At 66.0% G+C, this 24,997-nt stretch carries 22 protein-coding genes and 1 tRNA gene; 8 read left to right on the top strand and 15 right to left on the bottom strand.

Going from position 1 to position 24,997, the window contains the following annotated elements:
* Nucleotides 1–296: 296 nt before the first annotated feature.
* The 3 genes from FBZ93_RS08430 to mgtE form a co-directional block, all read right to left on the bottom strand.
* A complete protein-coding gene (locus FBZ93_RS08430) occupies nt 297–506 on the bottom strand; it encodes a hypothetical protein (protein ID WP_146985479.1) in 210 nt (69 codons plus the stop codon).
* Between the two features lie 349 nt (nt 507–855).
* Nucleotides 856–1,176: a helix-turn-helix domain-containing protein gene (locus tag FBZ93_RS08425; RefSeq protein WP_146985478.1), complete on the bottom strand. Its 321-nt coding sequence runs from the start codon at nt 1,174–1,176 to the stop codon at nt 856–858.
* A 144-nt stretch (nt 1,177–1,320) separates the two neighbouring features.
* Nucleotides 1,321–2,742, bottom strand: a complete 1,422-nt coding sequence (gene mgtE, locus FBZ93_RS08420) for a magnesium transporter (RefSeq protein WP_146985477.1) — start codon at nt 2,740–2,742, stop codon at nt 1,321–1,323.
* Between the two features lie 84 nt (nt 2,743–2,826).
* Here mgtE and FBZ93_RS08415 point away from each other — a divergent pair, with 84 nt between their 5' ends.
* Both FBZ93_RS08415 and FBZ93_RS08410 read left to right on the top strand, forming a co-directional pair.
* The gene (locus FBZ93_RS08415; RefSeq protein ID WP_146985476.1) at nt 2,827–3,642 is read left to right on the top strand and encodes a polysaccharide deacetylase family protein; all 816 of its coding nucleotides are present in this window, start codon (nt 2,827–2,829) and stop codon (nt 3,640–3,642) included.
* Between the two features lie 96 nt (nt 3,643–3,738).
* Entirely contained in the window at nt 3,739–5,100 is a 1,362-nt protein-coding gene (locus FBZ93_RS08410) for a polysaccharide deacetylase family protein (RefSeq protein ID WP_146985475.1), read from the top strand.
* 8 nt (nt 5,101–5,108) lie between these two features.
* Here the strand turns inward: FBZ93_RS08410 and FBZ93_RS08405 are convergent, their stop codons facing one another.
* A complete protein-coding gene (locus FBZ93_RS08405; RefSeq protein WP_146985474.1) occupies nt 5,109–5,483 on the bottom strand; it encodes a hypothetical protein in 375 nt (124 codons plus the stop codon).
* Nucleotides 5,484–5,745: 262 nt separating this feature from the next.
* Between FBZ93_RS08405 and FBZ93_RS08400 the strand changes: the two genes are divergently transcribed.
* The 3 genes from FBZ93_RS08400 (at nt 5,746) to FBZ93_RS08390 (ending at nt 12,744) form a co-directional block, all read left to right on the top strand.
* Entirely contained in the window at nt 5,746–8,904 is a 3,159-nt protein-coding gene (locus FBZ93_RS08400) for a hypothetical protein (protein ID WP_146985473.1), read from the top strand.
* On the top strand, nt 8,901–10,571 hold the full coding sequence (locus FBZ93_RS08395; RefSeq protein ID WP_146985472.1) for an SWIM zinc finger family protein: 1,671 nt from the start codon (nt 8,901–8,903) through the stop codon (nt 10,569–10,571). Before FBZ93_RS08400 ends, FBZ93_RS08395 begins: the two co-directional genes overlap by 4 nt.
* Nucleotides 10,572–10,923: 352 nt before the next feature.
* Nucleotides 10,924–12,744, top strand: coding sequence for a reverse transcriptase family protein (locus tag FBZ93_RS08390; protein WP_146985471.1), 1,821 nt, complete (start codon nt 10,924–10,926; stop codon nt 12,742–12,744).
* A 36-nt stretch (nt 12,745–12,780) separates the two neighbouring features.
* On the opposite strand, the gene FBZ93_RS08385 is transcribed toward FBZ93_RS08390, so the two are convergent.
* The 3 genes from FBZ93_RS08385 to FBZ93_RS08375 all read right to left on the bottom strand — a co-directional run bounded on the left by FBZ93_RS08385 (nt 12,781) and on the right by FBZ93_RS08375 (nt 15,410).
* Nucleotides 12,781–14,217, bottom strand: a complete 1,437-nt coding sequence (locus tag FBZ93_RS08385; RefSeq protein ID WP_208763979.1) for a glycoside hydrolase family 16 protein — start codon at nt 14,215–14,217, stop codon at nt 12,781–12,783.
* A 770-nt stretch (nt 14,218–14,987) separates the two neighbouring features.
* Nucleotides 14,988–15,072: transfer RNA gene (locus FBZ93_RS08380), tRNA-Leu, on the bottom strand.
* Nucleotides 15,073–15,164: 92 nt separating this feature from the next.
* A complete protein-coding gene (locus FBZ93_RS08375) occupies nt 15,165–15,410 on the bottom strand; it encodes a FliM/FliN family flagellar motor switch protein (RefSeq protein ID WP_021080574.1) in 246 nt (81 codons plus the stop codon).
* 60 nt (nt 15,411–15,470) lie between these two features.
* Between FBZ93_RS08375 and lipB the strand changes: the two genes are divergently transcribed.
* Nucleotides 15,471–16,199, top strand: coding sequence for a lipoyl(octanoyl) transferase LipB (gene lipB, locus FBZ93_RS08370; protein WP_146985469.1), 729 nt, complete (start codon nt 15,471–15,473; stop codon nt 16,197–16,199).
* Between the two features lie 3 nt (nt 16,200–16,202).
* Here the strand turns inward: lipB and FBZ93_RS08365 are convergent, their stop codons facing one another.
* Entirely contained in the window at nt 16,203–16,628 is a 426-nt protein-coding gene (locus FBZ93_RS08365) for a tautomerase family protein (RefSeq protein ID WP_146985468.1), read from the bottom strand.
* Between the two features lie 109 nt (nt 16,629–16,737).
* On the opposite strand from FBZ93_RS08365, the gene FBZ93_RS08360 reads away from it, so the two are divergent.
* Entirely contained in the window at nt 16,738–17,595 is an 858-nt protein-coding gene (locus FBZ93_RS08360; RefSeq protein ID WP_146985467.1) for a LysR family transcriptional regulator, read from the top strand.
* Here the strand turns inward: FBZ93_RS08360 and FBZ93_RS08355 are convergent.
* The 4 genes from FBZ93_RS08355 to FBZ93_RS08340 all read right to left on the bottom strand — a co-directional run bounded on the left by FBZ93_RS08355 (nt 17,592) and on the right by FBZ93_RS08340 (nt 20,711).
* Nucleotides 17,592–17,924, bottom strand: a complete 333-nt coding sequence (locus FBZ93_RS08355) for a hypothetical protein (RefSeq protein ID WP_146985466.1) — start codon at nt 17,922–17,924, stop codon at nt 17,592–17,594. The genes FBZ93_RS08360 and FBZ93_RS08355 overlap by 4 nt on opposite strands.
* Before the next feature lie 104 nt (nt 17,925–18,028).
* Complete coding sequence (locus FBZ93_RS08350; protein ID WP_146985465.1) at nt 18,029–19,465, bottom strand: TIGR01777 family oxidoreductase; 1,437 nt, start codon at nt 19,463–19,465, stop codon at nt 18,029–18,031.
* Entirely contained in the window at nt 19,462–20,127 is a 666-nt protein-coding gene (locus FBZ93_RS08345; protein ID WP_146985464.1) for a DUF4166 domain-containing protein, read from the bottom strand. Before FBZ93_RS08345 ends, FBZ93_RS08350 begins: the two co-directional genes overlap by 4 nt.
* A gap of 26 nt (nt 20,128–20,153) precedes the next feature.
* Nucleotides 20,154–20,711, bottom strand: a complete 558-nt coding sequence (locus FBZ93_RS08340) for a GbsR/MarR family transcriptional regulator (RefSeq protein WP_146985463.1) — start codon at nt 20,709–20,711, stop codon at nt 20,154–20,156.
* Between the two features lie 176 nt (nt 20,712–20,887).
* Between FBZ93_RS08340 and FBZ93_RS08335 the strand changes: the two genes are divergently transcribed.
* Complete coding sequence (locus FBZ93_RS08335; protein ID WP_146985462.1) at nt 20,888–21,700, top strand: class I SAM-dependent methyltransferase; 813 nt, start codon at nt 20,888–20,890, stop codon at nt 21,698–21,700.
* Here FBZ93_RS08335 and FBZ93_RS08330 read toward each other — a convergent pair.
* The 3 genes from FBZ93_RS08330 to FBZ93_RS08320 all read right to left on the bottom strand — a co-directional run bounded on the left by FBZ93_RS08330 (nt 21,697) and on the right by FBZ93_RS08320 (nt 24,975).
* Nucleotides 21,697–21,996 (bottom strand): acylphosphatase, encoded by a 300-nt coding sequence (locus FBZ93_RS08330; RefSeq protein WP_146985461.1) that lies wholly within the window; start codon nt 21,994–21,996, stop codon nt 21,697–21,699. The two genes, FBZ93_RS08335 and FBZ93_RS08330, sit on opposite strands and share 4 nt — an antisense overlap.
* Nucleotides 21,993–22,859, bottom strand: coding sequence for an isocitrate lyase/PEP mutase family protein (locus FBZ93_RS08325; RefSeq protein WP_146985460.1), 867 nt, complete (start codon nt 22,857–22,859; stop codon nt 21,993–21,995). Before FBZ93_RS08325 ends, FBZ93_RS08330 begins: the two co-directional genes overlap by 4 nt.
* A gap of 100 nt (nt 22,860–22,959) precedes the next feature.
* Nucleotides 22,960–24,975 (bottom strand): acetyl-CoA carboxylase biotin carboxylase subunit, encoded by a 2,016-nt coding sequence (locus FBZ93_RS08320; RefSeq protein WP_146985459.1) that lies wholly within the window; start codon nt 24,973–24,975, stop codon nt 22,960–22,962.
* Nucleotides 24,976–24,997 lie beyond the last annotated feature (22 nt).

The raw sequence follows: 24,997 nt of genomic DNA, 5'->3' as shown, positions 1-24,997 counted from the left end.
CCTGCCCCGCGCAAAGTCTGCTTCAAGGAGGCCGGCGCGACAAGCACATTTTGCATTCTGCATACAATTTATTACATCATATTGATATCTCTATATATTATATATTATTCTGCTTCGATATTGATCAGGTCATGGCAAGGAATTGGGCGCCAGCTCGCCTGCCCGCGCCGGGATTTTTTCAGTGACTAGGCCCGGCGCTGCGGCTCCAGCGACCGCGCTCAACGGTGGCCTTCATCGATACGGTTCGACGGATGAAGGTCGGCGACCGCAGCAGGTGACGGCGTCCCCGTCGTGGGCTAAGCGTCCTCGTCGAAGCGAGCCAATGCCGCCTCGATGAGTTCGATCTCCTCGCGGAGCGTGTCATTCACGACCGTCGGCCTGAAGCCCGGGACGCTGTGTGCTCGAACACCGTCCAACAGCCGTTGGCGATGGTCCCTGAGCTCTTCCAGCGCTTGACGATTCTTCAATGACACGTAGCCGGCAATGATCTGCTCGATGGCGTTCATTGGAAATCCACGGTTCAAAAAATAACGTGCTGCAATCCCTCGATTAAAGCGGCCAAACGGCTTTCCTGGCAAGCCCCGTGATGCTGTGCCGGGAGCGCTAGCTCACCCGGAAATCGCTTTCGCGGGTGATGACACCGCCCGCTTGACGCCAACAATCCCCATTGTCGTCCTGGCGAAAGCCAGGACCCATTACCCCAACTGCGGATTGTTGCGCGACGCTGGGGCCGCTGTCCCCTGCATCGCCGTGCGGTGGTTATGGATCCTGGCTTTCGCCAGGACGACGGCGGTGAATGTGGCGCGTTGGCGCGATCTATTGGCTAACAATGATGGCGAAGAACGCCCGACCCGCTCAAGCCGCGGTCGGCTCGCTCGACAGCGCGGCGAACACCGTTTCCGGTGAATGCGCGATCACGGCGAGCAGCGCGCGGGCAGGTCCGCGCGGGGCACGCTTGCCCTGCTCCCAGTTGCGAATGGTCTCGACCGGCACGCCGAGCTTGGCGGCGAATTCGAGCTGGGTCAGCTGGGCGCGGCGGCGCAGATCGCGCACCGCGGGTCGCGCGGCTACAGGGTGCATCGCCGCCTCGGCCGGGTGTGCCGGCACGAGCGGGATTTCCTGCCCGTCGCGCAATTCGACGATCCGTCCGTCCGCCTTGAGCCGCAACCGCTGCATGATGGCCCCCGTGATGGCCCCTTGGAGATAGGAGCATCATCCGCCAACCCCGTTAAGGCGCGATTAACGATAAACGGTCCCGCCGACGCGCCTCGCAGCATGATCTTTTTCGAAAAACCGCTTCGCACTTTTTCGGATCATGCTCTATTTCAGCCCGAACCACAGCGTGGCGATGCCGAGGAACGAGAAGAAGCCGACCACGTCGGTCACGGTCGTGACGAAGGTGCCGGAGGCGACCGCGGGGTCGGCGCGCACCCGTTCCAGCACCATCGGAATCAGAATGCCGCCGAGCGCGCCGGCGACCAGGTTGCAGATGATTGCAAGCCCGATCACGATGCCAAGGCCCGGGATCTTGAACCAGGCCACCGCGGCGATGCCGGTGATGACGGCAAAGGCGATGCCGTTGACGAGCCCGACCATGGTCTCGCGCAGCACCACGCGCATCGCGTTGAAAGCACCAAGCTCGCGGGTGGCGAGCGCGCGCACCGCGACCGTCATGGTCTGCGTCGCGGCGTTGCCGCCCTGGCTCGCCACGATAGGCGCCAGCACCGCGAGCGCCACCATCTTCTCGAGCTGTCCCTCGAACAGGCCGAGCACCGATGAGGCCAGGAACGCGGTCGCGAGATTGACCAAGAGCCAGTTGAAGCGGCCGCGGGCAATGGTCCAGACCGTGTCGGACAGCTCTTCGGGATGGGTCACGCCGCCGAGCGCCTTCAAGTCCTCGTCGGCCTCCTCCTCGATCATGTCGACGACGTCGTCGATGGTGATGACGCCGACCAGCCGGTCGATGGTATCGACCACGGGAGCGGCGACAAGATTGTACTTGCCGAACATCCGCGCGACCTCTTCCTGGTCCTCCAGAGCGGAGACCCGGCGGCGGTCCTCGTCGATCAGGTCCTTGATTGGAACCGGGCGGCGCGCGCGCAGCAGCACGTCCAGCGAAACTGCGCCCAGCCAGTGCCTTTCGGCGTCGACCACATAGATCTCGTAGAATCGATCCGGCAGATCGGGCGTGTCGCGCATGTAATCGATCACCTGCCCGACGTTCCAATCCAGCGGCACCGCAATGAACGCGGTCTGCATCCGCCGGCCGGCGGAATTCTCCGGATACAGCAGGCTGCGCTCGATCTCGGCACGCTCGGCCGCCGGCAGTTTCTCCAGGATCTGTTCCTGGTCCTCCTCGTCGAGGCTTTGCAGCAGCTCGACGGCGTCGTCGGATTCGAGCTCGCGGACGCCCTCGGCCACCGTCTCCGGCGCGAGTTCCTCGAGGATCTCTTCGCGGACCGTCTCATCGACCTCATTGAGCGCCGAGAAGTCGAAGTCCGTGCCGGTGATCTCGACCAGGGTCACGCGGTCGTCCGGCTCCAGCGCCGCGATCAGGTCGCCGAGATCGGCCTCGTGCAGTTCCGCCACCACCTCGCACAGCAGCGGCCGGTCGGCGGCATGGATCGCCCGGGTGATGCCAGCGACGAATTCGGGGCGCAGCTGGCCCTCCTCGTCCCGCATCGGCATCTGGGCCAGCGGGTCGGCCTCGGCGGGTTCGGCAACGTCGAAATTCTCGGCCATGCCGTGTTTCGCCGGTTTGACAGGAGGGGAAAAACTGATTGGATGAGTGCGGAACGGATTACCTAATCGGTGGGGCCCTGTGCAATGAGAAAGATGTCGAGCGCACCGCGACCGATCCTGAACGTTGTCGCGGCGCTGATCGCGCTCGCACCTTGCGCGCTGACCAACGCGGCGAAGGCCGCCGAGTGCACACGCAAGGATGCGCTCGGCACCTCACGTGTGCTCGAGGTCGATCCTGCGACCTATCCGCGCGTCGGGCTGAAGAGCTTTCCGCAGACCCTGCCGCTCAGGGATGGCGAGGTCGTGCTGACCTTCGACGACGGGCCGACACCCGGGGTCACCGACAAGGTGCTGACGGCGCTGGCCGCCGAATGCGTGCAGGCCACCTTCTTCATAGTCGGCCGCAATGCGGCCGATCACCCCGACATGGTGCGCAAGATCGCGCGCCTCGGCCACACCGTCGGCTACCACAGCTGGGACCATCCGCATCTCAACAAGATGCCGCTGGATCAGGCCGAAGCGAACATCAACCGAGGGATCGAAGCGGTCCAGATGGCCTTGCGCGGAACCGCGAGCACGGTCCCGAGTACACCGTTCTTCCGGTTCCCCTATTTCGAGTCGACGCCAGCTCTACTCGAGCGACTGGAAAAGCGCGGTATCGCGGTGTTCGGAGCCGATTTCTGGGCCAGCGATTGGAACAAGATGACCCCCGATGAGGAACTCAAGCTGCTCACCGGGCGGCTCGAAGGCCATCGCAAGGGAATTATCCTGCTACATGACCCGCAAATGCGTACAGCCGAGATGCTGCCCGCCTTTCTAAGGTACCTGCAGGAGCACAATTATCGCATCGTCCACATCGTCCCGGCGGCGATGAAGACCGTGTCTGACCGGACACATTGAACCCGGCACCCAAGGTGGATTACAGACCGTTAAGGCGGCATTCATGGGGCCGCCCTTAAGGATTCGTCAGTGCGTTTGGAATGCGGCCGAGATTCGATGATTGCAAACGTCCTGGTGATGATCCGGAAGCGGTCGCGGACCGTGATCGGCGCGGCACTTCTGGGCTGTTGCTTCATGACGCCGCAGGCCGCCCTTGCCGCGGATTGCCCGGGTAATCCCAACGCGCTCGGCACCTCGCGGACCCTCGTCGTCGATCCCAGGGAGCACCCGCGGATCGGCACCATGCAATATCCGGAAACGCTGCCGCTCGCCGACCACGAGGTGGTGCTGACCTTCGACGACGGACCGCTGCCGAAATACAGCAACCAGGTGCTGGCCATTCTCGCCAGCCAGTGCGTCAAGGCGACCTTCTTTACCATCGGCTCCCAGGCCCGGTTCAATCCGGAGGGCGTGCGCAAGCTGATCGCCGCCGGGCATACCGTCGGCACGCACAGCCAGAACCATCCGCTCACGATGAACAAGATGCCGCTCGAGAAGGTGCGGCAGGAGGTCGACGACGGCATCGCCTCGACGCTCGCGGCGCTCAATGGCGACAAGAGCAAGCTCGCGCCGTTCTTCCGGATTCCCGGCCTGATGCGTGCCGAGATCCCCGAAGCCTATCTGGCGTCGCAGGGCATCCAGGTCTGGAGCGCCGACTTCCCGGCCGACGACTGGCGCCACATCTCGCCGCAGCGGGTCTACGACCTCGCGATCCAGCGCATCGAGGCCAAGCACAAGGGCATCCTGCTGCTGCACGACATCCAGCCGCGCACAGTCGCGGCGCTGCCGCGCATCCTCAACACGCTCAGGGAGCGCGGCTACCGCATCGTCCACGTCGTGCCCGCGACCGCCGACCGTCCGGCCACACCGACCCAGCCGCAGCAATGGTTCATGCATCCGCCGACCGAGACCGTGGCGACCACGCGCTGGCCGAGAATTCCGAACTTCGTCTTCACCGCGACGCGGACCTTGCCGGCACCCGTGTTTGCCGATCTGGATTGGCGTGATGCGGACGTTCTCGACCACGCGCAGCGCGCACGCGTCGGTGTGCCCGTCCGCACGCTGTGGCCGCAGCCGCAGGTCGCGCAGCTCGCGCCGGTCTCGACCTTGCCGATACCGGCAGCCGACGTCTTTCGCGTTCCCGAAGCGCTGGACCTGACCCTGCTCGCGGCGAGTCGCCGCCTCGCACAGCGCGCGGCTGGTCCGGCCGCCGGCGCACCGCGCGCGCAGGCGATATCGGCGCGCCAGGCCAGGCATCCGAAGCAGGCCGCACATCAGATCCCCGCTGCGGCGCATGGCAGAGGCCGCGGCGCACCCCTGCATGTCGCGCCGCCGGCTGCAAGCAACGCCGCAGTCCACGTCGCCAAGCGAACCCCGCGCGCCGAGGCCTCGGCCGCCGGCAAGCGCGTGCCGGACTAGCGCGCGCTCTAGCTGGCCACGATCTTGGCGACGCAGAGCAGGATCACCAGCGCCAGGAAGAAGATGTCGATATAGGATTTGATCTCGCCGGCATGCCTGAGCTCGGTGACATCGGCGACGATCTGCTTACGCGAGGCGCTCGCATTCGGCCCCTCGCCGGCCGCTGCGGCGAGCCGCCGTGTTTCACCTTCGAGACGCTCGATGCGCTGGAAGAAATAGAACGAGCGCAGGCCGGACAGTGCATGCATCACCGCATAGACCAGGACCAGGATCGCGACCGTCGCGCGCTGCTCGTATTTCTCCAGCAGGTTCAGCGTGAAATAGACCAGCCCCAGGAACACGAAGTTGGAGACGGCACGGTAGACGTAGCTAGCAAGGATCATCGGATGCTCCGGGTGGGCAGGCTCGCGGCGGCGCGATCGGAGACGTGGCCGCCTCCGGTCGGCAGCGCCATACCAGCAAGGCCATGCATCCGCTACTCTACCCGACAGGTGTTACAGGACCGCATTGACCGTGAGCCCACGTCACAAACCGGCGCGAGCCGGTACGGCCGGCGCATCGTTATATTCCGCCGCACCAGTCGCCCCATTGACGCGGCGCGCACGGCTTGCGATGTAATCCACCCCGGACATCCCAGGGTGGTCAATGCACGTCGTTCGCTCCGTTCGCCTCTGGATGAAGGAAGGCAGATCCGACAAGCTCTATGAAGTCGATCTGGTCGATCTGGAACGCGCCGACAACGACGCACGCTACCTGGTCAATTTCAGATATGGCCGTCGCGGCACGTCGCTCAGGGATGGAACCAAGACCCCATCGCCGGTCACCCACGCGAATGCCGAAAAGCTGTTCGATAGCGTCGTGGTGTCCAAGATCAACGACGGGTATCGCCGCATCGACGGCGATGCACCGCCGCTGACCGCTTCGGATGCCGGAGTCGATGCCAACGGACGCGACACGGAATTGCTCAGGAAGCTCGCGGTCTGCGCGCGCAGCGCGTGGCCCGAGAAGGAGCGCGACCGCCTGTTCTGGCGCCTCGGTGTGATCCGGCTCACAGCCGCCTATCCCCAACTCGCCGCCTTCGCCGAGAAGACCGGCGCGACGGATGCGAGTTACAGCCTCGTCTATGCGCTGGCGCGCTGCGGCGGCGCCGACGCCGCCGATCTGCTACGCCGCTGCGCCGACATCAATGTCAGCCTGGTGACGCGGGACTACGCGGCTTATGCCCTCGCAAGTGAACTGATGGGCGCGCGGCGATCGGCGCCGCGGCTGTCGCTGCCGCGAACGACGGATGCCGCGGCGACCCGCGACATCGAGATGGCGCTGGCGAACGGCAACGGCGCGGGCCTGATCCAGGCCCTGCTGGCGGCGAACTCGGCTCAGCCGGGTTTCGCCAATCAGTTCCTCATTGCGCTCGCCCACCATGCGCTCGCAGACAGCGCCGCGCGCCAGACGCTGCTCGCGGCCGTGCACGCGATGAACCCGCGCCCGCCCTACGTGCAGGTGCTGCGGCGGCTGTTCAAATATGCCGATCTCACCGACGACGGCCCGCTGTTCGCTGCAACCGCGCGGCAGTTCGAGCTGGCGGCGCCGATGTATTATCGCAGCCGGGTCTACAACGACCGCGTCTGGCTGGCCGGTTCGCGCCAGGCGCTGAAGCTCAGCGAGGAACTGCAGAGCACCGCTCCGCGCATCGCGCTGTCCGACCAGACCCTGCTCTACTTCAAGCGGCGCGCCTGGCGCATGCTGCGCAAGCGCGCCGAGCTCGGACAGGACGCGTTCACGGCGATGGCGAGCGAGCTGCTCCTCGCCTTCACCGACGCCGACGGCATCAAGCCGGCGACGTGGACCGAGCATATCCGGATCGAACGCAGCTATCGTCCTGTCCTCCATGCCGCCGAGGCGCTCAGCCGGGTTTGGAGCGTCAGCCACCTGCTGCATGCGGCGGCCCCGACCAGCCACTTCAATGCCAGGGCTCTCACGCACCGCCATGTCGGCGCGCGTGCGCCGGCACAGCGCGAGGAAGCCTTCCCCGCGCTATGGGATGCACAGCCCGAGCGGCTGCTGCGGATCGCGACACTGGCGCGCAATCATGCGGCCGCGCGCTTCGCGGCCGAGGCGCTGCGGCAAGGTCCGCCGCGGCCTGAAGCGATGGACGTGGCCGCGATCGGCGGCCTCTTGGCCTCGCCCTATCCCGAGGTCACCACGCTCGCGGCCACGATCGCGCGGCGTTTGATCGATGCCGGCAAGGCCGATGCGGCATTGATCGCCGCGCTGCTCGAGGCGGCTGCGCCTGAGATGCGCGATCTGGCGATCCGCGCCATCGACGACCGCGCCGATTGGCCGTGGGCCGACCCCGCCCTTGCACGCGCCGCGCTGACCAGCCCGCACGATCACGTGCAGGGCCGCACACGCGGCTGGCTGCGCGACCGCGCGCCCTCGCGGGAGCAACGCGCCCGCGCGACGGAAGCGTTCGCGGCATGGCTCGCGCAGTTGCCGCCGGTCCTCGACGATCTGCCGCGCGCCGGCCTCACGTCGGCTCTCGCGCTGCTGCCGCAGCTATGGCCGGATCGCGACTGCCCGCTGCAGCCGGAGGTGATCGAAAGCCTGACCGGCCACGCCAGCCCCGACGTCCAGGCGGCCAGCATCCAGCTCATCGCGGTGACCCCGACGCGGCCCGGCGACCTGCCGGAAGCGTTCTGGCAGGCGATCCTGCGGGCCGATGCGCCGGAAATCCGCATGGCCTCGATGAGCCTCTTGGCGCGGCTTGACGACGCCGCGCTCGCGCAACATCGCGATGGCATCGTGCTGGCCGCCACCGGCGACCATGCCGGGCTGCGCGCGGCTGCGCGGCCGCTCGTCGCACGCCTTGCGGCGAGCGACGAGGCCTTCGCCATCCGGCTGCGCGACATGCTGATGGCCGGCTTCTTCCGCACCGAACCTAGCGAGGGCCATGCGGCCGACATGGTCACACTGTTCGTCGAAGCGTTGCCGCAGGCAGCGGCCGCCATCGACGACGGCACACTGTGGCGCCTGCTGCAGGCGCGCGCGGCCGGCGCCAGGATGCTCGGCGCCAAGCTGCTGGAGAGCCGCGCACCGGCGCGCTTCTCGGTCCGCCAGCTCGCCCGCCTCGGCAACCATCCGTTCGCCGCCGTCCGCCGCTTCGCACTTGATGCGTTCACGGCCGACGAGCCCCGCTTCCGCGCCGACCCACAAAATGCCGTGCTGCTGGTCGAGAGCGAGTGGGACGATGTCCGGACCACCGCGGTGAATCGCCTCACGGCATGGCCCAGCGATGCGCTGCCGGCCGCGGCGCTGGCTGTGATGGCGGACTCGACCGTGCCGGCGGTGCAGGACGGCGCTCGCCTGCTGCTGCGGCGCAGCCTCGCCGACGGCGATATCGCCGAGGTGCTCGGGCGCATGCTGGAGCACCCCTCCGGCAGCTTCCATCTCTTCGTCACCGAGCTGATATCAGGCGAGTCGCTGGCGGATGCGGCAATCTTCGCCAAGTTCCTCTCCCAGGCCCGCATCATCCTGATGCAGATCAACCGCGGGCGTATCGCCAAGGACCGGATCTTCACGGCGCTGCGCAACGAGGCGCTGGCGCACCGGGACCGCGCAGCGGCGATCGCGCAGCTGCTGCACGACTTCACGCTCAGCGTGACCCTGCGTGACAAGGCGCCCGCGCTGATCATCCTGCGTGACATCGCGCACGCCTGGCCGGATCTGCCGCTGCCCGTCACCGTGGCCCGCGCCGGCCGCACGCCGCCGGGCGGCGGCTCGCAAACCAGCGGGACCGCCGCATGAATTTCGCATATCGATTTCTCGGCAGCACCAGCGCCTCGTCCGACGCCGCCTCGTCGTCGTTCGCCTTCGCGCCGGACACGCTGCGCCAGCCGACCTTCTTCACCGGCAAGGTGGCGCGCCATCTCGCCTTCCGCGAGGCGATCTCCGCGCTGCATCATGTCGTGGTGTCGGACCTGCGCTTCAAGCCGCGTGACCGCACCGCCTATTTCGAGTGGCTGAAGCAGAACGAGGCCAATTTCCTCGCCGAGGCAACGGCGCAGTCGACGGCGCTCAAGCCGCGCATCGCGGACTTGCAGGACCGCATCCGTGGCTTCGACCGCGAGCGCGATCGGCAGATGAAGCCGTTCTGGGCGGCGCGGCAGGCCTATTTCAACTACCTCTACAAGCAGAACCGCGATGCCTGGATCGTGCTCGATCCGGTGATCACGGTGCACCCGGACGAGATCTTCTTCGAGTGCTTCAGTCTCGACGAATCGAGCTACGGACGGCTGTCCTGCGACCACGACGTGTTCGAGGGCCTCGGCGAGATGGCGTTCGGCACCACCAATATCGACTACAGCCACGCCCTCTACGACGAATTCCAGAAGATCCGCTCCTATCGCGACACCACCCTCACCATCGATCCCTCCGGGTTCGAGGTGCAGACCGGCGACGATCTCGACTTCCGCGAGGAGAAGATCGACCTGCCGGACAGCTGGGTGCGCGGCTTCCTGCAGGTGTCGAGCGCCATGACCCTGCCGGCGCATGTGTTCGACCTGCATCCCGTGGACATGGCCAACATCCTCACCCGCCTCGCGCAGAAGAAGGAAAAGGCCGGCCCGCGCTCGCTGCGGTTCGTGTTGAAGCCGGACGCGCCGGTGGAGGTGGTGATCGAGCCGTGGCACGAACGGCTGACCTTCCGCCGCTCGATCTATCGCGGCACGGCCCCCGCCGAGATCCGCATCTGGGGCCGGCGGAGGCTTGCGATCCTCGGGCGGGCGCTGCCGCTGGCGCGGTCGGTGCGGGTGCATTTGACCGGGACCGGCCTGCCGTCGTTCTTCGTCGTCGATTTCGGCGGTCTGCGCTTCACGCTCGGCCTTTCGGGCTGGACCGCGAACGACTGGTCGTCCGCCGGACAATTCGACCTGCTCGCGCCGCGCCACAAGGTCGACAACGACAGCGCGCAGCGCATTTTCGCAGCACTCGGCAAGTCCCATGCGGCGAGCGCCGCCGAGCTGGCGCGGCAGACCGGCGTCGACCAGGCGCTGGTGCATGCGGCGCTCACATCCTACACCCAGGCCGGACGCGTGATGTTCGACCTCGACAAGTCGCTCTACCGACTGCGCGAGCTGACGCGCGAGCCGCTGTCGGCAGCCCAGCTGCGCTTCGCCAGCCCGCAGGAGGAAAAGGCCGATCGCCTGATCGGCGCCAATCTCGTGACGATCGGCAACATTGATCGCAACCAGGGCGTTCGCGCGATCAGCGGCAGCGTGCTCGACAACGCCCGCACCGAGCAGGTGAACCTCGTCATCGACGATGACGACCGTCTCGTCGAGGCGCGGTGCAGCTGTCATTTCTACGGCCACAACAAGATGATGCGCGGCCCCTGCGAGCACATGCTGGCGCTGCGCCGGATTTTCCATTCGCAAGTCGAGGGCGTCGCTCAGGACGGACCCACCATCGCATGAGTGACATGAAACCCTTGATCCGCAGAGCCGGCTTGAACCGGCGACGGCAATTCGCGTATCACTGCATTCGGAAGGGCGCAGGCCGGTCAGGACCTTGCAACCCGGGCGGCGTATCGCCGTCCTTGCACCATGACCGCGCATGCGTCACTGGCCCGATCTTCACTGGGCCGGGGCAGTCCACCCCTACGCAATCGCAGAATGGGTTCCTTGAACCCAATTGCGTAGGGGTGGACGCCCCGGCGTCGAGTGGATCGATCCAGTTCTTAGAAGAGACGAAGGCAATCCGGCCTGCGCCCTTTCCGAATTCCCTGCATAAGGCCGCTGCCGTACTCCTGACCGGAGGGCTGGCCGCGTGAACGAGACCGTTGCTCCCGGCACGCTGACGCGCCAGGAACTCTACGACCGCATCCGCCAGTCGTCGAAGGACGAGGTCATCCTCGAGGAGATGATCCGCCTCGGTTTCTGGCCCGATGGCGAAGACGCGCCGACGCCGGCCGCGGACGCGATCCGCGGCCGCGCAGAGGCAATGCGCGAGCTCACCGAGCTGCAGCGCCAGAACGCCACGCTCGCCGATCCCGAACGCGCGTTGAAGGAAATGCACAAGCGCCGCAAGGCCGAGGCGATGGCGCGGCGGCAGGAGACCAAGCGCCGCAACGCGGAGGCGCGCCAAAGCCGGGCCTTCGCCTGGTACGACCGACGAAAGCGCGACGTGCTCTATCTCGGCGAGGACGTCTCGCGGGGCCTTCATACCCGCACGACCACGACGCCCTTGCGCGACGGCCTGCCCCCGCTCGCCGATGCCAAGGCGCTGGCTGACGCGATGGGCGTGCCGCTCGGCGAGCTGCGCTTCCTCGCCTTCAACAGGAAGGTATCATCGGTCAATCACTATCAGCGCTTCACGATCCCCAAGAAAAGCGGCGGCGAGCGGTTGATCTCGGCGCCGATGCCGCGCCTCAAGCGCGCGCAATATTGGGTGCTGGACAACATTCTGGGGCGGGTGCCGCTGCATGATGCCGCGCACGGCTTTGCGCCTCAGCGCTCCATCCTGACCAATGCGCGCAACCATGTCGGCCGCGACGTGGTGATCAATCTCGACCTCAAGGATTTCTTCCCGACCCTGACCTACACCCGCGTCAAGGGGCTGTTCGAGGCGCTCGGTTATGCCGAAGCGGTCGCGATCCCGCTCGCGCTGCTGTGCACCGAGCCGATGGTCGACGAAGTGGCACTCGACGGTGAGCGCCACTTCGTCGCCGACGGCCCGCGGCTGCTGCCGCAGGGCGCGCCGACCAGCCCCGCAATCACCAACCTGATTTGCCGCAGGCTCGACCGACGCCTTGTGGGGCTCGCGCGCACACTTGGTTTCGTCTACAGCCGCTACGCCGACGATCTGACCTTCTCCGCCTCGGGCGAAGCGGTGAGAAAGATCGGCACCTTGCTCAAGGCCGTGCACGGCATCGTCGCCGCCGAAGGGTTCACGGTCCATCCTGACAAGACGCGCGTCATGCGCCGCTCGACGCGGCAGGAGGTCACCGGCCTCACCGTCAACGAGGCGGTGGCCGTGCCGCGCGACCTGCTGCGCCGCTACCGCGCCGTGCTGCAGCAGGTCGAGCGGCACGGACCGGCAGGCAAGCACTTCGGCCCCGGCAAGGATGTGATCCGGTCGCTGCTCGGCTTCGGCCATTTCGCGGTCATGGTCGATCCGGAAAGCGGCACGCCCCTGCTGCAGCGAGCACTGCGCCTCGCCGCGCAGTACGCGCCCACCCGCTCGGCGCGGCGTCGGACCCGCGCTGCATTCCGCCAGGCCGCGGCCGCCGGCCAGACGCCGCCCGGCCGGCAATGGACTCCCGCGGAGCGGCCGCCGCCAGCGCCGGACCCGGTGTTGGTTGCACTGGCGCGACAAGACGAAAAGAAGCGGGCTGCGCAAGCGCGCGCAGCAGCACCAAGCCCGTCGCGCCCGCCCAATGTTCCGCCACCGCCGGCAGGCGTCACGCGCCCGGATGGCCCGCAGCCCGCACCCGCGGCGCGACCGGCGACGGCACCGAGCAGGAAACGGCCGTGGTTCGTCACGGCACTGGTGATCCTGCTGGCCCTTGCCCTGCTGCCGCTCCCCGGCGGCCCCGCGATGGCAGGCGCATTGCTGTTTCTTTACTTCAGCCGATGGTGGAAGCGGTGAAGCACCGGAGCTCTCGCGTGAGAGCCAGCTAACGCACTAGCTCTGAGGTTTGGTCAGGAACGAGTCCTGTGTCGAGGCAGCGCCACCCATCGCTACCGCGATCGAACCGCCACCGGCTCGACCAGAGCTACTTGCCAGATACTGGTTCAGAAGCGCAAAGCTGCTGCCAGCTTGAGATGCGGCGGTCGTGCCTTGATCTCCCCACCCAAAAGTTCCCTGCGGCGCCGCGGTTGCCAACGAGCTCGGCTGCGCAAAATCCTGGTTTGCCCAGCTTCCAGTGCTTGCGCCGGTCGTGCTCGCCGACCAGCCGTACGATGATGTCGGCGCCAGTCCCATGGCGCCTAGCATCGCTCCCATGGCGCTAGAGACGCTGGGGTCGGTCGTCGTTGCAACGGTCGACAGTGAGTCGACTGCCGCGGCCACCGGCGAAGTGGTGTCCGGGATGACAGCCGGCGCGACAATGCTGGTTGTGGAACTGGTCGCGGTCGGGGTGGTCGCAACTGGGGTCGTCGTCGTGTCCGGCTGGGTCGGCGGTGTGGTCGGGTTCGTCGAGGCAGTGACGTTCGCGCCGGTGACCGTGTCGCCGCCGCCGGCGGCTTGATAGAGCTGGACTTCGGCGATCTGCATCGGCATCGACGAGGGCGTCGAACTATCGAGCGCAGTATGCCAGCCGGCCGCGTTAGAGTTCGCGACCTGATTGCTCATGATCAGCTGCATCGGCTCGTTCGGAATCTGGACCTGCGCGCTGGTCACGGTCGCAATCTGCTTGCCGTCGAGATACCAGGTCATCGATTGGCCGGGCACCCAATTGATGCCGTAGGTATGGAAGCCGGCCGTGAGGTCGACGCCGGTGTCGACCGTGCCGCCGACCGTCCCTGAGGGCGTGTGAAGATGCCAGGTGAAGGCCTGGTTTGCCGGCCCGTTGCCGGTATATCCCCCCTCCTGGATATCGATCTCGAAATTGTCGCCGCTGTTCGAGCCGGCGCCGGGCATCAGCCACAGCGACGGCCAAGCACCGTCGCCGCTCGGCGCCTTCATGCTGATCTGAAGGTAACCGCCGTCGAATTCGAAATTGCCATAGCTGCTGACGGCACCGGACGTGACCGGAAATGTTTGTGCGCTACCCTGATTGATGCCGCTGACGGGCTGCGTGACCGCAGTGAGATCGAGGATGCCGTTGCTTACGGCCACCTGGCTCGGCATCTCGTAGTCGGCATCGTATGCGCCGCCCGGCCCGCTACCACCCGATCCATTGCTATTCCACGCCCAGCCATTGGCGGCGCGGCTGGTGATGTAGTTGTGCCAATTATTGTCCAGCGTCGTCCCGGAGAAGTTCTCCTCGTAGACGAGATCGCTCGACGTGAAACCTGCTGGCGCGGCAAGTGCCATTCCATGTCCCTTCCGATGATTGAACGAAGAATTCCACCCGTCGCGAACTGCGCGACCATTCCACTGCCGCGAATCGCGCGACATACCGCATGCCCGACGCACGCGTGGCGCGGGCACATTCCAACGCAGTGGAGATTTCGAGGTACGCTCCCTCGACTGCTCATCGGTTGGCTAAAGATCAAGTACGGCGAAAAATGGCTTCAAAATGATCTTCACATGGGCGGTTGCGCGGCGGCCCGCCTTAATCATTCGAGACTTTTCGCACGTGGGCTTCCGATCGGCTGAGATTCAATTCGCGACGGCGCTCGCGACGATGTCTTTGAAGCGGCGACCGCGCTTACGCGCTACGGCCTGATCAGGGGCCGCGTGTGCAAGCTCAGTCGCGACGCCGCCGCCAATCCGACCGCGCCTGCCGGCAGTGCCGCTACGCTGATCGCGCAAGGCGAAAATCCAAGTCCGAGTGTTCGCCGGCAAAGGCGTGCGCGGGCGAGTCGAGCCGACAAGCAAGAAGACATGGGCGGCCAAGTTCAAGAAGTACGCGGTCCTGACCGGCGTCAACGAGCCAACGAAGAGTTGCCATGACGTGCGCATGGCTTGTGCCGAAGTGGCTGCCTGCGCCGACTGCACCGAGAGCCGGATGATGGCGATGTTCGGCTGGACCGATCCGAAAATGCCCTCCCGCTATATCGCGCAGGCGAATCGAGAGTGGCTTGGCATCAGTCGAATGGAGAAAGCGTCGCGTTCGATCACCGCCAGTCACTGGCTGGCGGTGCGGCACGCGAACATTGCGCCGGAACGGAGTGGTACCATTCCCGGGAAAAAACTCAATTATTTCAATAGGAAATGTGAGTCTATGGTGCGCTCGGAGGGACTCGAACCCCCACGGTGTTACCCACTGCCACCTCAAGGCAGCGCGTCTACCAATTCCGCCACGAGCGCTAAGGATGTCGGATGGAACCCTAAGGCGCCGCCGCATCGACGGGGCCATGTAACAAATCACGGATGCAGGGACAAGGCGATTAATGCGCGAATTAACTGCGAACCCCGGGAGATTTCGGCAGCATCTGCTTGACCTCGACAGCAATTCGGTTGCGGTCGACCAGGACGACGCCGCTGGCGACCGGCAGGTTGTTGGCGAGGATCTTGACCTCGTCGGCCTCGGTGGCATCCAGTTCGATGATGGCGCCGCGGGAGAGCCGCATGACCTGGTGAATCGGCATGGTGGTGGTACCGAGAACCACCATGAGATCGACGCTGACTTTATCGAGCGTGGGCACTTCTGAACCGCCGAACGGGAACTAAATTGTGGGTTCACCTGACCACGTTAGGGTTAGCCAATGGTTAACGACCGCCAAAGCCTCGATTTGACGACCTTTGCGCGCCCTTCGGGCGACAAAGCGGTCGAATGGCGGATTGCGGACCGTCCGGTCCCCTACCCCGATTCTCTCGCCGCCATGGACGCCCGGGTGGCGGCGATCGCCGATGGCGCGGCGCCCGAACTGGTGTGGCTGCTGGAGCACCCGCCGCTCTATACCTCCGGCACCAGCGGCAAGGCCGGCGACCTGCTCGATCCGCGCTTTCCGACCTTCCAGAGCGGCCGCGGCGGCCAGGTCACCTATCACGGCCCCGGCCAGCGGGTGGCCTATGTGATGCTGGACCTCAAGCGGCGCCGGCCGGATGTGCGCGCCTATGTCGCCTCGCTGGAAGAATGGATCATCCGCACGCTGGCCGCCTTCAACGTCCGCGGCGAGCGCCGCGAGGACCGCGTCGGGGTCTGGGTGAAACGCCCCGACAAGGGCCCGGGCTTTGAGGACAAGATCGCCGCGATCGGCGTGCGGCTGCGCCGCTGGGTCTCGTTCCACGGCATCGCGATCAATGTCGAGCCCGACCTCTCGCACTTCCAGGCGATCGTGCCCTGCGGCGTGATCGATCCGCGCTACGGCGTGACCTCGCTGGTCGATCTCGGACTGCCGGTCACGATGGCCGATGTCGACATCGCGCTCCGGCAGGCCTTTTCCGAGGTGTTCGGCGACACCGCAGCGCGCCTGCCGGAAGCGACGCTGTGACGGTCACGCCGCCTTCTGCGGCGCGACCTCGAGCTTGCCGGCGATGTAGCGGCGCTCCTGGGTCAGGCCGCCGAAGCCGTAGGCATCGCCCTTCACCTCGTCGACATGGGCGTAGCTCTCGGTGTGGAGCGGCCCAAGCAATTCGCCCATCCGGTTGAACAGCTCGGCGAGATAGGCCGCCTTCTCGTCCTTGGTGTTGGTGCCTTCGCTGACATGGACGTCCAGCCAATAGCTTGCGAGCCCCTGCTCGGCGAGCGACTTGCCGCCGGCGAACCAATCGGCGGCGTCGGCGGACTTCACGATAACGGCAGTGACCTTGGGATCCTTGTGCAGAATCCCGGCGGTCAGCTCCGACACCGCGGCGGCGATCTCGGACTTCAGCGACGGCCTCTCGCGCGAGGTTGCATAGGTGACGGTGATGAGCGGCATGATCGGTCTCCTTGAATTCGGTTGGCGCGGGTCAATCGCGCCTCCTCTAGCTAGACCTTCGCGCATCATCTTGCTATCTTATCTATATGGATATCAATGATAACGATCGTTGATCATGACGCTCGACATCGACACTGTGCAGGCCTTCCTCCTCGTCGCCGAGCTGCAGGGCTTCACCCGCGCCGCCGAGGCGCTCGGCACCACGCAGGCGGCGATCAGCATGAAATTGCAGCGGCTCGAAACCGTGCTCGGCAAGCGGCTGGTCGAGCGCTCGCCGCGCGCGGTGCGGCTGACCGCCGATGGCGCCGCTTTCCTGCACCACGCCCGCGCGCTGATCGAGGTGCATGACCGTGCGCTGTCGGGCGAGAAGCCGGCGCGGCAGCAGCTCACGCTCGGGATCAGCGATCACGCCGCCGGCCCCGAGCTGGTGCCGCTGCTGGAGCGGCTGCACGCGATGGCCTCGCAGCTTGCGCTCTCCGTGACCATCGGCTTCTCACGCGAGATGCTCGATGCCTACGATGCCGGCGAACTCGACGCGGTCATCGTGCGCCAGGAAGGCAGCCGGCGCGGCGGCGAGAAACTGACCGAAGACGAATTCGGCTGGTTCGCCGCCAAGCGTTTCGTCTGGCCGCGCGGCGATGCCTTGCCGCTGGCAACGCTCGCGCCGCCGTGCGGGGTGCGCGCATTGGCCGTCCGCGCACTCGACAAGGCCGGCATCGATTGGACCGAAAGCTTCGTCGGCGGTGGCGTCACCGCGGTGGTCGCCGCTGCGCTCGCAGGGCTCGCGGTTGCTCCCCTCGTCCGCCGCATCGCGCCACCTAGCCTGATCGATATCGGACCGGCGCACAAGCTGCCGCGGCTCGGCGCGTCGAAGGTGATGCTGCATTCCAAGGTCAGCGATCCTGCAAAGCTGGCGGCGTTGCGGACGCTGGCGGCGACGTTTCGGAGCGTGGCCGCGGCGGCTTAGCGTCCGTGTGAGTAACCGAGATCCTCTCTCGTAACAGCCCAGTAGGTCGCGCCCGCGACGAACCCGGCGACGACGAACAGCTCCCCCAAGCCGGCCATCCAGATCGCGCCAGACGGCGCCAGCAGGCTGATGCACAACGCGCCGACCGCGGCGCCAGCGCAGCCGAAGAACACGACGGATTGTGCATGAAGCTGTTCGGCGAGCCAAATGACTATCAGGGCCGGAATTGCCGTCAGGAAACACATGGTGATGAAAGTCAGGAACGAGAGCGGCACAAGGGCAATGGTCGTTCCTGCGAGCCGTGCGATATCGCCGCCGGACCCAATCATCAGGACGGTCTGGACAACGCTCGCAAGAACCGCAGTCGCGGCGCCGCAGCCCGCGAGCCAGCCACCGAATGCACGACAACAAGAGCTGGACATATACGCCTCCTCTACAGGATCGCCTCGAACGCGCTGCGCAGGGTTTCGTGCCGAAAGACAAAACCGTTGCTCAGCGCCTTGTTCGGCAATACGCGCTGGCCGCCAAGCAGCAGCTCCTCGGCGAAATCGCCGCCGACGGCACGGAGCAGCGGGGCCGGCACGCGGAAGATCGCGGGCCGGTGTAAGCGGCGCCCCAGTTCCTCGGTGAATTTCGTATTGGTGACCGGAATCGGCGCGGTCGCGTTGACAGGACCGGACAGTTCGGGCTTTGCGATCACATGCGCGATCAGCCGCACCAGGTCGTCGCGCTCGATCCACGACATCCACTGCTTGCCGGAGCCGAGCGGCCCGCCGAGACCGAACTCGAACGGCGTCAGCATCCGCGTGATGAAGCCACCATCGGTGCCGACCACGAGACCGATCCGCAAATACGCGACGCGCACGCCGTGCTCGGCAGCGGGCTTGGCCGCATTCTCCCAGGTCTCGCACAGTTGGTGACTGAAGCAGGCATGGGACTTCGCCGACTCCGTCAGCACCTGGTCCTGCCAGAGCCCATACCAGCCGATCGCGGAGCCGCTCACCAAGACCTGCGGCTTGCGCTCGAGGCGCGCGATCAGCTTGACGACCTCGGCCGTCATGTCGATCCGCGAGGCGATGATCCTGCGGCGCTTGGCCTCGGTCCACAGACCGTTGCCGATCGGCTCGCCGGCGAGATTGACGATAGCGTCGATCCTGGTCTCGGCGGGCAACTGGTCGAGGCTCGTGATCAGCGTCACCGGCGGCGACAGCATCTCCGCTTTCGCTGGATTGCGGATCAGCGCAATCACCTGGTGGCCTGATGCTGTGAGGCTTGCGACCAAACGGCTGCCGATGAAGCCGGTCGCGCCGGTGACCAGCACGGTCTGCCGCGGCGGCAATTTCTCGACCAGCGTTGCGGCCGGCCGGCTTGCCATCCGTCCGAGGCGTCTGGCGGCGGCAAAGTCTCGCGCGCCGAACAGTGCGGCGCCGAACGCCGCAGCCGTTGCGAACAGGCTGAGAAGGCCCGCATAAGCCGGCACGATAGCGGTCGGCAGCATCGCCCAGCCGATCAGGACCGGCACTAGCAGCACAAGAATGGCGCCGTAATTGATCGCCAGCAGCGTATGGTTGATCCGCTCGCTCGGCGGCAGCTTGCGGCTCAGATCCTCCTCGACGAAATCCATCAGCGTGATGACGACCTCGACCACCAGCACGGCCAAGATGGCGATCGCAAGAATGCCGTGCACCTCCAACCAGCCGAGCACGAGGAACAGCAGCGCATAGAGCATGTTCCGCACGCTGTGCAGCTGAAGTTCATGGCGTTGCGACGGACGCCAGGCCAGCCGCTCGGTGAATTCGTGGTGATAAAACGTGTCGAACGCGCCCATCGCGATCTGGATGGCGACCAGGGTCCACAGCAGCGGCGTCATGACGAGGCCTCCCTGAACAAGGCGGACTGACGGATCAGCCGGCCTAAACGCGGGTGGATGATCTCCAGCGTGAAGCGGAAGTCGCCGCAGCCGAGATCGGAATGGGTCACGGTGAGATCGCCCGGCGTGAGCCAGTCGGGCAGCGGAAGGCGAAACCGGCCGAGCCGCAGCGAATAGCCAACGCTGCGAAACACCAGCGTCTCGTGCTCGACCGCGATCTTGAGCGCCATGCTGACGCCGAAGCCGACATACTCCTCAAGTCCGGTCGGCCCGGCAAAGCGCTTGGCGGAGTGGATCACCTGCGGAAAGCCGTCGCGCCGCGCGCAGATCCGAGTCCAGACCTGGCCGCCGCTGGCGGCGTCCTCGGTGACCGTGACGATCATCGGCACGCGGGTCTCGGTGCCGGTCGGAAGCGGCCCGCCGATCAGCCGTGCGGCCTGTGCCAGCCACCAGCCGGCGCGGCTGCTCGTGGCCTCCTCGACCTCCCCGACATAGACGACGGTGTTGCCGTCCTCGAACCGCTTCGAGAAGCGCCGCCAGATCGCGACCGGCAGGCGGCCCCAATCCTCGTCGGACAGCAATGCGCGGAAGCGATGATCGTCGAGCAGTTTGGTATCGGAAGCCGGCGCTGTCTTTAAGGTGGATATCCTTGCTGACGCCATCGCACACTCCCGTTACGCCGTAGCCCCTATTTGGCTCTGCCCGTGGGCAGGAAACTCACGATCTTCTCGCCGAGCTTGATCAGCGCGACCAGGCGCGGCCGCGGCACGTTCAGCATCTGCGTGTACCAACGGTCGACCAGCTCGGTGAAAGTCAGCATCTCCTTCAGCCGCTTGCTGGCGAGCGGAGAGATGGCGGGATCGTCAGCCGCGTCGGAGACGCAGGCGCGCAGCGCCGCGAGCGCAGGATCGATCTCGCGCTCCTTGCGCCCGGCCGCGATCTTGGCGGCGACCTCCCAGATGTCGGCCTCCGCTTCAAAGTGGTCGCGGCGGTCGCCGAGGATCGGCACCCGCCGGATCAATCCCCAGGACAACAGTTCCTTGATCGAGTTGGAGACGTTGGAGCGCGCCATGCCGAGCGTGTCGGCGATGTCTTCCGCGGTCATCGGCGCCTCGGCGAGGTAGAGCAGCCCGTGGATCTGGCTGACCGAGCGGTTGACGCCCCACTCGTCGCCCATGTCGCCCCAATGCAGGATAAAGCGCTCGACGACGGCGGGAAGTTTTCTCTTGGCGGTTATTTCTGTCATAACAGAAATATCAGACTGTTCCGAGCAGAAGTCAAGGGCCGCGACCGGGACCGCGGAATTGGCGCCAGGCCCAATTCGCGGCGTTGGCCGGAGCGGATCACTGGTCCATACTTCGGACGCGGCTTCTGCCCGTGATGGCCCACGACGGCCATCCGCTTTTTGCAAAGGAACGCGTGATGACGGCTCCCCTTTCCGACAAGGTCTTCGCGGGATCGGTCCCGCAGCTCTACGACCGGCTGATGGTGCCAATGATCTTTGCGCCGTACGCCCGTCACCTCGCGCAGCGCATCAAGGGCCATCGGCCGCGTGACCTGCTGGAAATCGCAGCCGGCACCGGGGCCGTCACCACCGTCCTCGCTGCGGAATTGCCCGATACAAACATCACCGCGACCGATCTCAACGAGCCGATGCTGGCGCAAGCGAAGACGCGCCTCGCAGGCAAGCCAAACATCCGCTGGCAGCAGGCCGACGCGCTGTCACTGCCGTTTGCCGACGCGAGCTTCGACATCGTCGCCTGCCAGTTCGGCGCCATGTTCTTCCCCGACCGCGTCAAGGGTTACGCCGAAGCGCGGCGCGTGATCAGGTCCGGCGGACGGTACTTCTTCAACGTCTGGGACAAGATCGAGGAGAACGACTTCGCCGACGTGATGCAGCAGACGATGTTCCAGGTATATCCGAGCAACACGCCGCAATTCATGGCGCGGACGCCGCACGGTTACCATGATCCGGCGCGCATTCGCGCCGACCTGACCGCTGCAGGCTTTCGCGACATTGCCGTCGAGTTGATCACCCTCCGCAGTCCTGCCGCTTCGCCAGAGGATGTCGCCATCGCCTACTGCCAGGGCACGCCGATGCGCGGCGAAATCGAGGCGCAGGGTCACCCGACGCTCGAGGCTGCAACAGAGCGCGTGGCTGAGGCGCTGGCGCAGCGCTTCGGCACCGGTCCTCTCGACGGCAAGATTCAGGCGCTGGTGGTCTCGGCCGCCTAGACCGTCGGCAGGAACGCGAACCGCTCGCCTGCCCCGCGCAGGTTCAAAAGGTCTGATGTGCCGGCATCGGCCTGCACATTGTCGACGCGCGCCGAGCTCGGTCCGCGGCCGCACGCCTTGATCATGTCGGCAACGATATTTTCGGGGCCGGCGAACACGGCTTCAACGCTGCCATCACGGCGGTTGCGGACCCAGCCTTCGAGGCCGCGCGCATTGGCGTTTTCGTGAACCCAAGCGCGATAGCCGACGCCCTGGACGCGTCCGGTGATCGTGACATGGCGGATTACGCCGCTCACTTCTTCAAGCCGAGGAATTCGCCGCTGCGCGCCCTGGTCTCCGCCTCGCGCATCACGCGGCTGGTCAGTTCGGATGTCGCAATACCCTTGAGGTTCTTTGGCGAGGTTCCTTCGCGCAGCGCCTTCAGCGTCTCATAGACTGCGTGGGTCGCGGCCGCGAACGGCGCGTGGCCCTGCAACGCGATCCTGACGCGTTGGCTTGCCAGATAGTCCAGCGCAGTCATCTCCTCCGGCGCGCCGCCGAGCACGATAGGCAGCGTCGTCGCCGCCGAAATCGCCTCGAGCTCGTCACGCGATTTGATGCCGGTGAAGAACAGGCCATCGACACCGACCGCCTGATAGGCCCTGGCGCGTGCGATCGCATCGTCGAGATCAGTGATCGAGACGGCGCCGGTCCGGCCCAGAATGACGAGCGACGGATCGCTGCGGCCGTCGAGCGCGGCCTTCATCTTGCCGACGCCTTCTTCCAGCGAGATCAGCTGCGTCTTGGCCTGGCCGAACGCCTGTGGCAGCAGCGTATCCTCGATGGTGAGGCCGGCGGCACCTGCGGCTTCCACTTCCTGGACGGTGCGGCGGACATTGAGCGCGTTGCCGTAGCCGTGGTCGGCATCGACGAGTATCGGCAGAGGCGAAGCCCGCGACATGCGGCGGATCTGCTCGGCGAATTCAGTCAGCGTGATCAGCGCAACGTCGGGATCGCCGAGCACGGCGAGCGAGGCCACCGAGCCGCCGAACATGCCGAGCTCGAAGCCGAGGTCCTCCGCAATCCGGATCGAGGTCGCGTCATAGACCGAGCCCGGACGAATGCAGGTCGATCCGTTGAGGATGGATCGCAGTGCTTCGCGGCGTTTGCGGAAGGCCATGGTGTTATCTCCATCCACGTCATTGCGAGGAGCGAAGCGACGAAGCAATCCACGTCTTGAGGAGCGATGGATTGCTTCGCTGACGCTCGCAATGACGAGTCTATGCGAACTCCAGGATCAGCGCATCGACCGCAAGCGTGGCGCCGGCGGCGGCGTGGATCTTCTTCACCGTGCCGTCACGCTCGGCGCGCAGCACGTTCTGCATCTTCATGGCTTCCACCACCGCGAGCGTCTCGCCGGCCTTGACCTCCTGGCCCTCGGTCACCGCGATCGACACCACAAGCCCAGGCATCGGGCACAGCAACTTCTTGCCGGTATCGGCGGCCGAGACCACCGGCATCAGCTGCGCCGAAGTCGCCTCGGTCTCGGTGAAGACATAGACCGGCACCTCAAAGCCCTGATGCGCGAGGCGGAAGCCGTTGTTGATCGCCCGCACCTGCACGGCGACAAAATTGCCGTCGATGGTGCCCTGCCAGACCGGCTCGCCCGGCACCCAGCCCGACACCAGATTGTGCGGATTGCCGGGCAATCCGTCGTCGCCGATGAAGCGCACCGCGATGGCGTCGGCCTCGCGGGCGACATCGAGCGCGATCTCGGCACGGTCGAGCCACACCGCGCGGCGGCGCTCGCGCATCACGACGCGGCCGCCCATCTGGCCCGAGATCTGCCGCTTGCGCTCGCCCAGCACGTGGTCGATGGTGGCACCGACCGCGGCCAGCCGCCGCGCGATCTCGCCCTCGGGCGCACGCGCGGAAAACCCTTTCGGGAATTCTTCCGCGATGAAGCCGGTCGAGAGTCGGCCCTCGCGCCAGCGCGGATGGTTCATCAACGCCGACAGGAACGGAATATTGTGCCTGATGCCGTCGACATAGAAGGCGTCGAGCGCGGTCGCCTGCGCCTCGATCGCCGCGGCGCGCGAGGGGGCGTGGGTGACGAGCTTGGCGATCATCGGATCGTAATGGATCGAGATCTCGCCGCCTTCCTGCACGCCGGTGTCGTTGCGGATGGTGATGCCGTCATGGCTGGCCTCGGCCGGCGGACGGTATTTCACCAGGCGGCCGATCGAGGGCAGGAAGTTGCGGAACGGATCCTCGGCGTAAACGCGGGATTCCACCGCCCAGCCGGTCAGCGTGACGTCCTTCTGCGCGATCGCGAGCTTCTCGCCGGCGGCGACGCGGATCATCTGCTCGACGAGGTCGACGCCGGTGATCAGCTCGGTGACGGGATGCTCGACCTGCAGGCGGGTGTTCATCTCCAGGAAGTAGAAGCTCTTGTCCTGGCCGGCGACGAATTCCACGGTGCCCGCCGAATCGTAGTTCACCGCCTTGGCCAGCGCGACCGCCTGCTCGCCCATCTTGCGGCGGGTTTGCTCGTCGAGCAGCGGCGACGGCGCCTCCTCGATGACCTTCTGGTTGCGGCGCTGGATCGAGCATTCGCGCTCGCCGAGATAGATCACGTTGCCATGCTTGTCGCCGAGCACCTGGATCTCGATGTGCCGGGGATCGACGATGAATTTCTCGATGAAGACGCGGTCGTCGCCGAACGACGACTTCGCCTCGGCCTTGGCGAGGTTGAAGCCTTCGGCGACCTCCGCCTTCGAATGCGCGATGCGCATGCCCTTGCCGCCGCCGCCGGCGGAGGCCTTGATCATCACCGGATAGCCGATCTCGTCGGCGATCTGGACGGCGTGCTTGTCATCCTCGATGACACCGAGATGGCCCGGCACGGTCGAGACCTTGGCCTTCGCGGCCGCCTTCTTGGATTCGATCTTGTCGCCCATCGCGGCGATGGCGCCGGGGTTCGGGCCGATGAAGACGATGCCGGCGGCTTCCAGCGCGCGCGGAAATGCCTCGCGCTCGGACAGGAAGCCGTAGCCGGGATGCACCGCCTGCGCGCCGGTCTTGCGGCAGGCCTCGACGATCTTGTCGATCAACAGATAGCTCTCGGCCGCGGCGGGCGGGCCGATCAGCACGGCTTCGTCTGCCATCTCGACATGCAGCGCGTCGCGGTCGGCCTCGGAGTAGACGGCAACCGTCTCAATCCCCATACGGCGCGCAGTCTTGATGACCCGGCAGGCGATCTCGCCGCGGTTGGCGATCAGGATTCGTTTGAACATGCTCTTCTTGCTTGGGCTTCTT

The sequence above is a fragment of the Bradyrhizobium macuxiense genome (assembly GCF_007993935.1).
Lineage (GTDB): Bacteria > Pseudomonadota > Alphaproteobacteria > Rhizobiales > Xanthobacteraceae > Bradyrhizobium > Bradyrhizobium macuxiense_A.
Note: the sequence above shows the minus strand (reverse complement) of the source record. Positions and strands in the feature narration are given on the sequence as shown.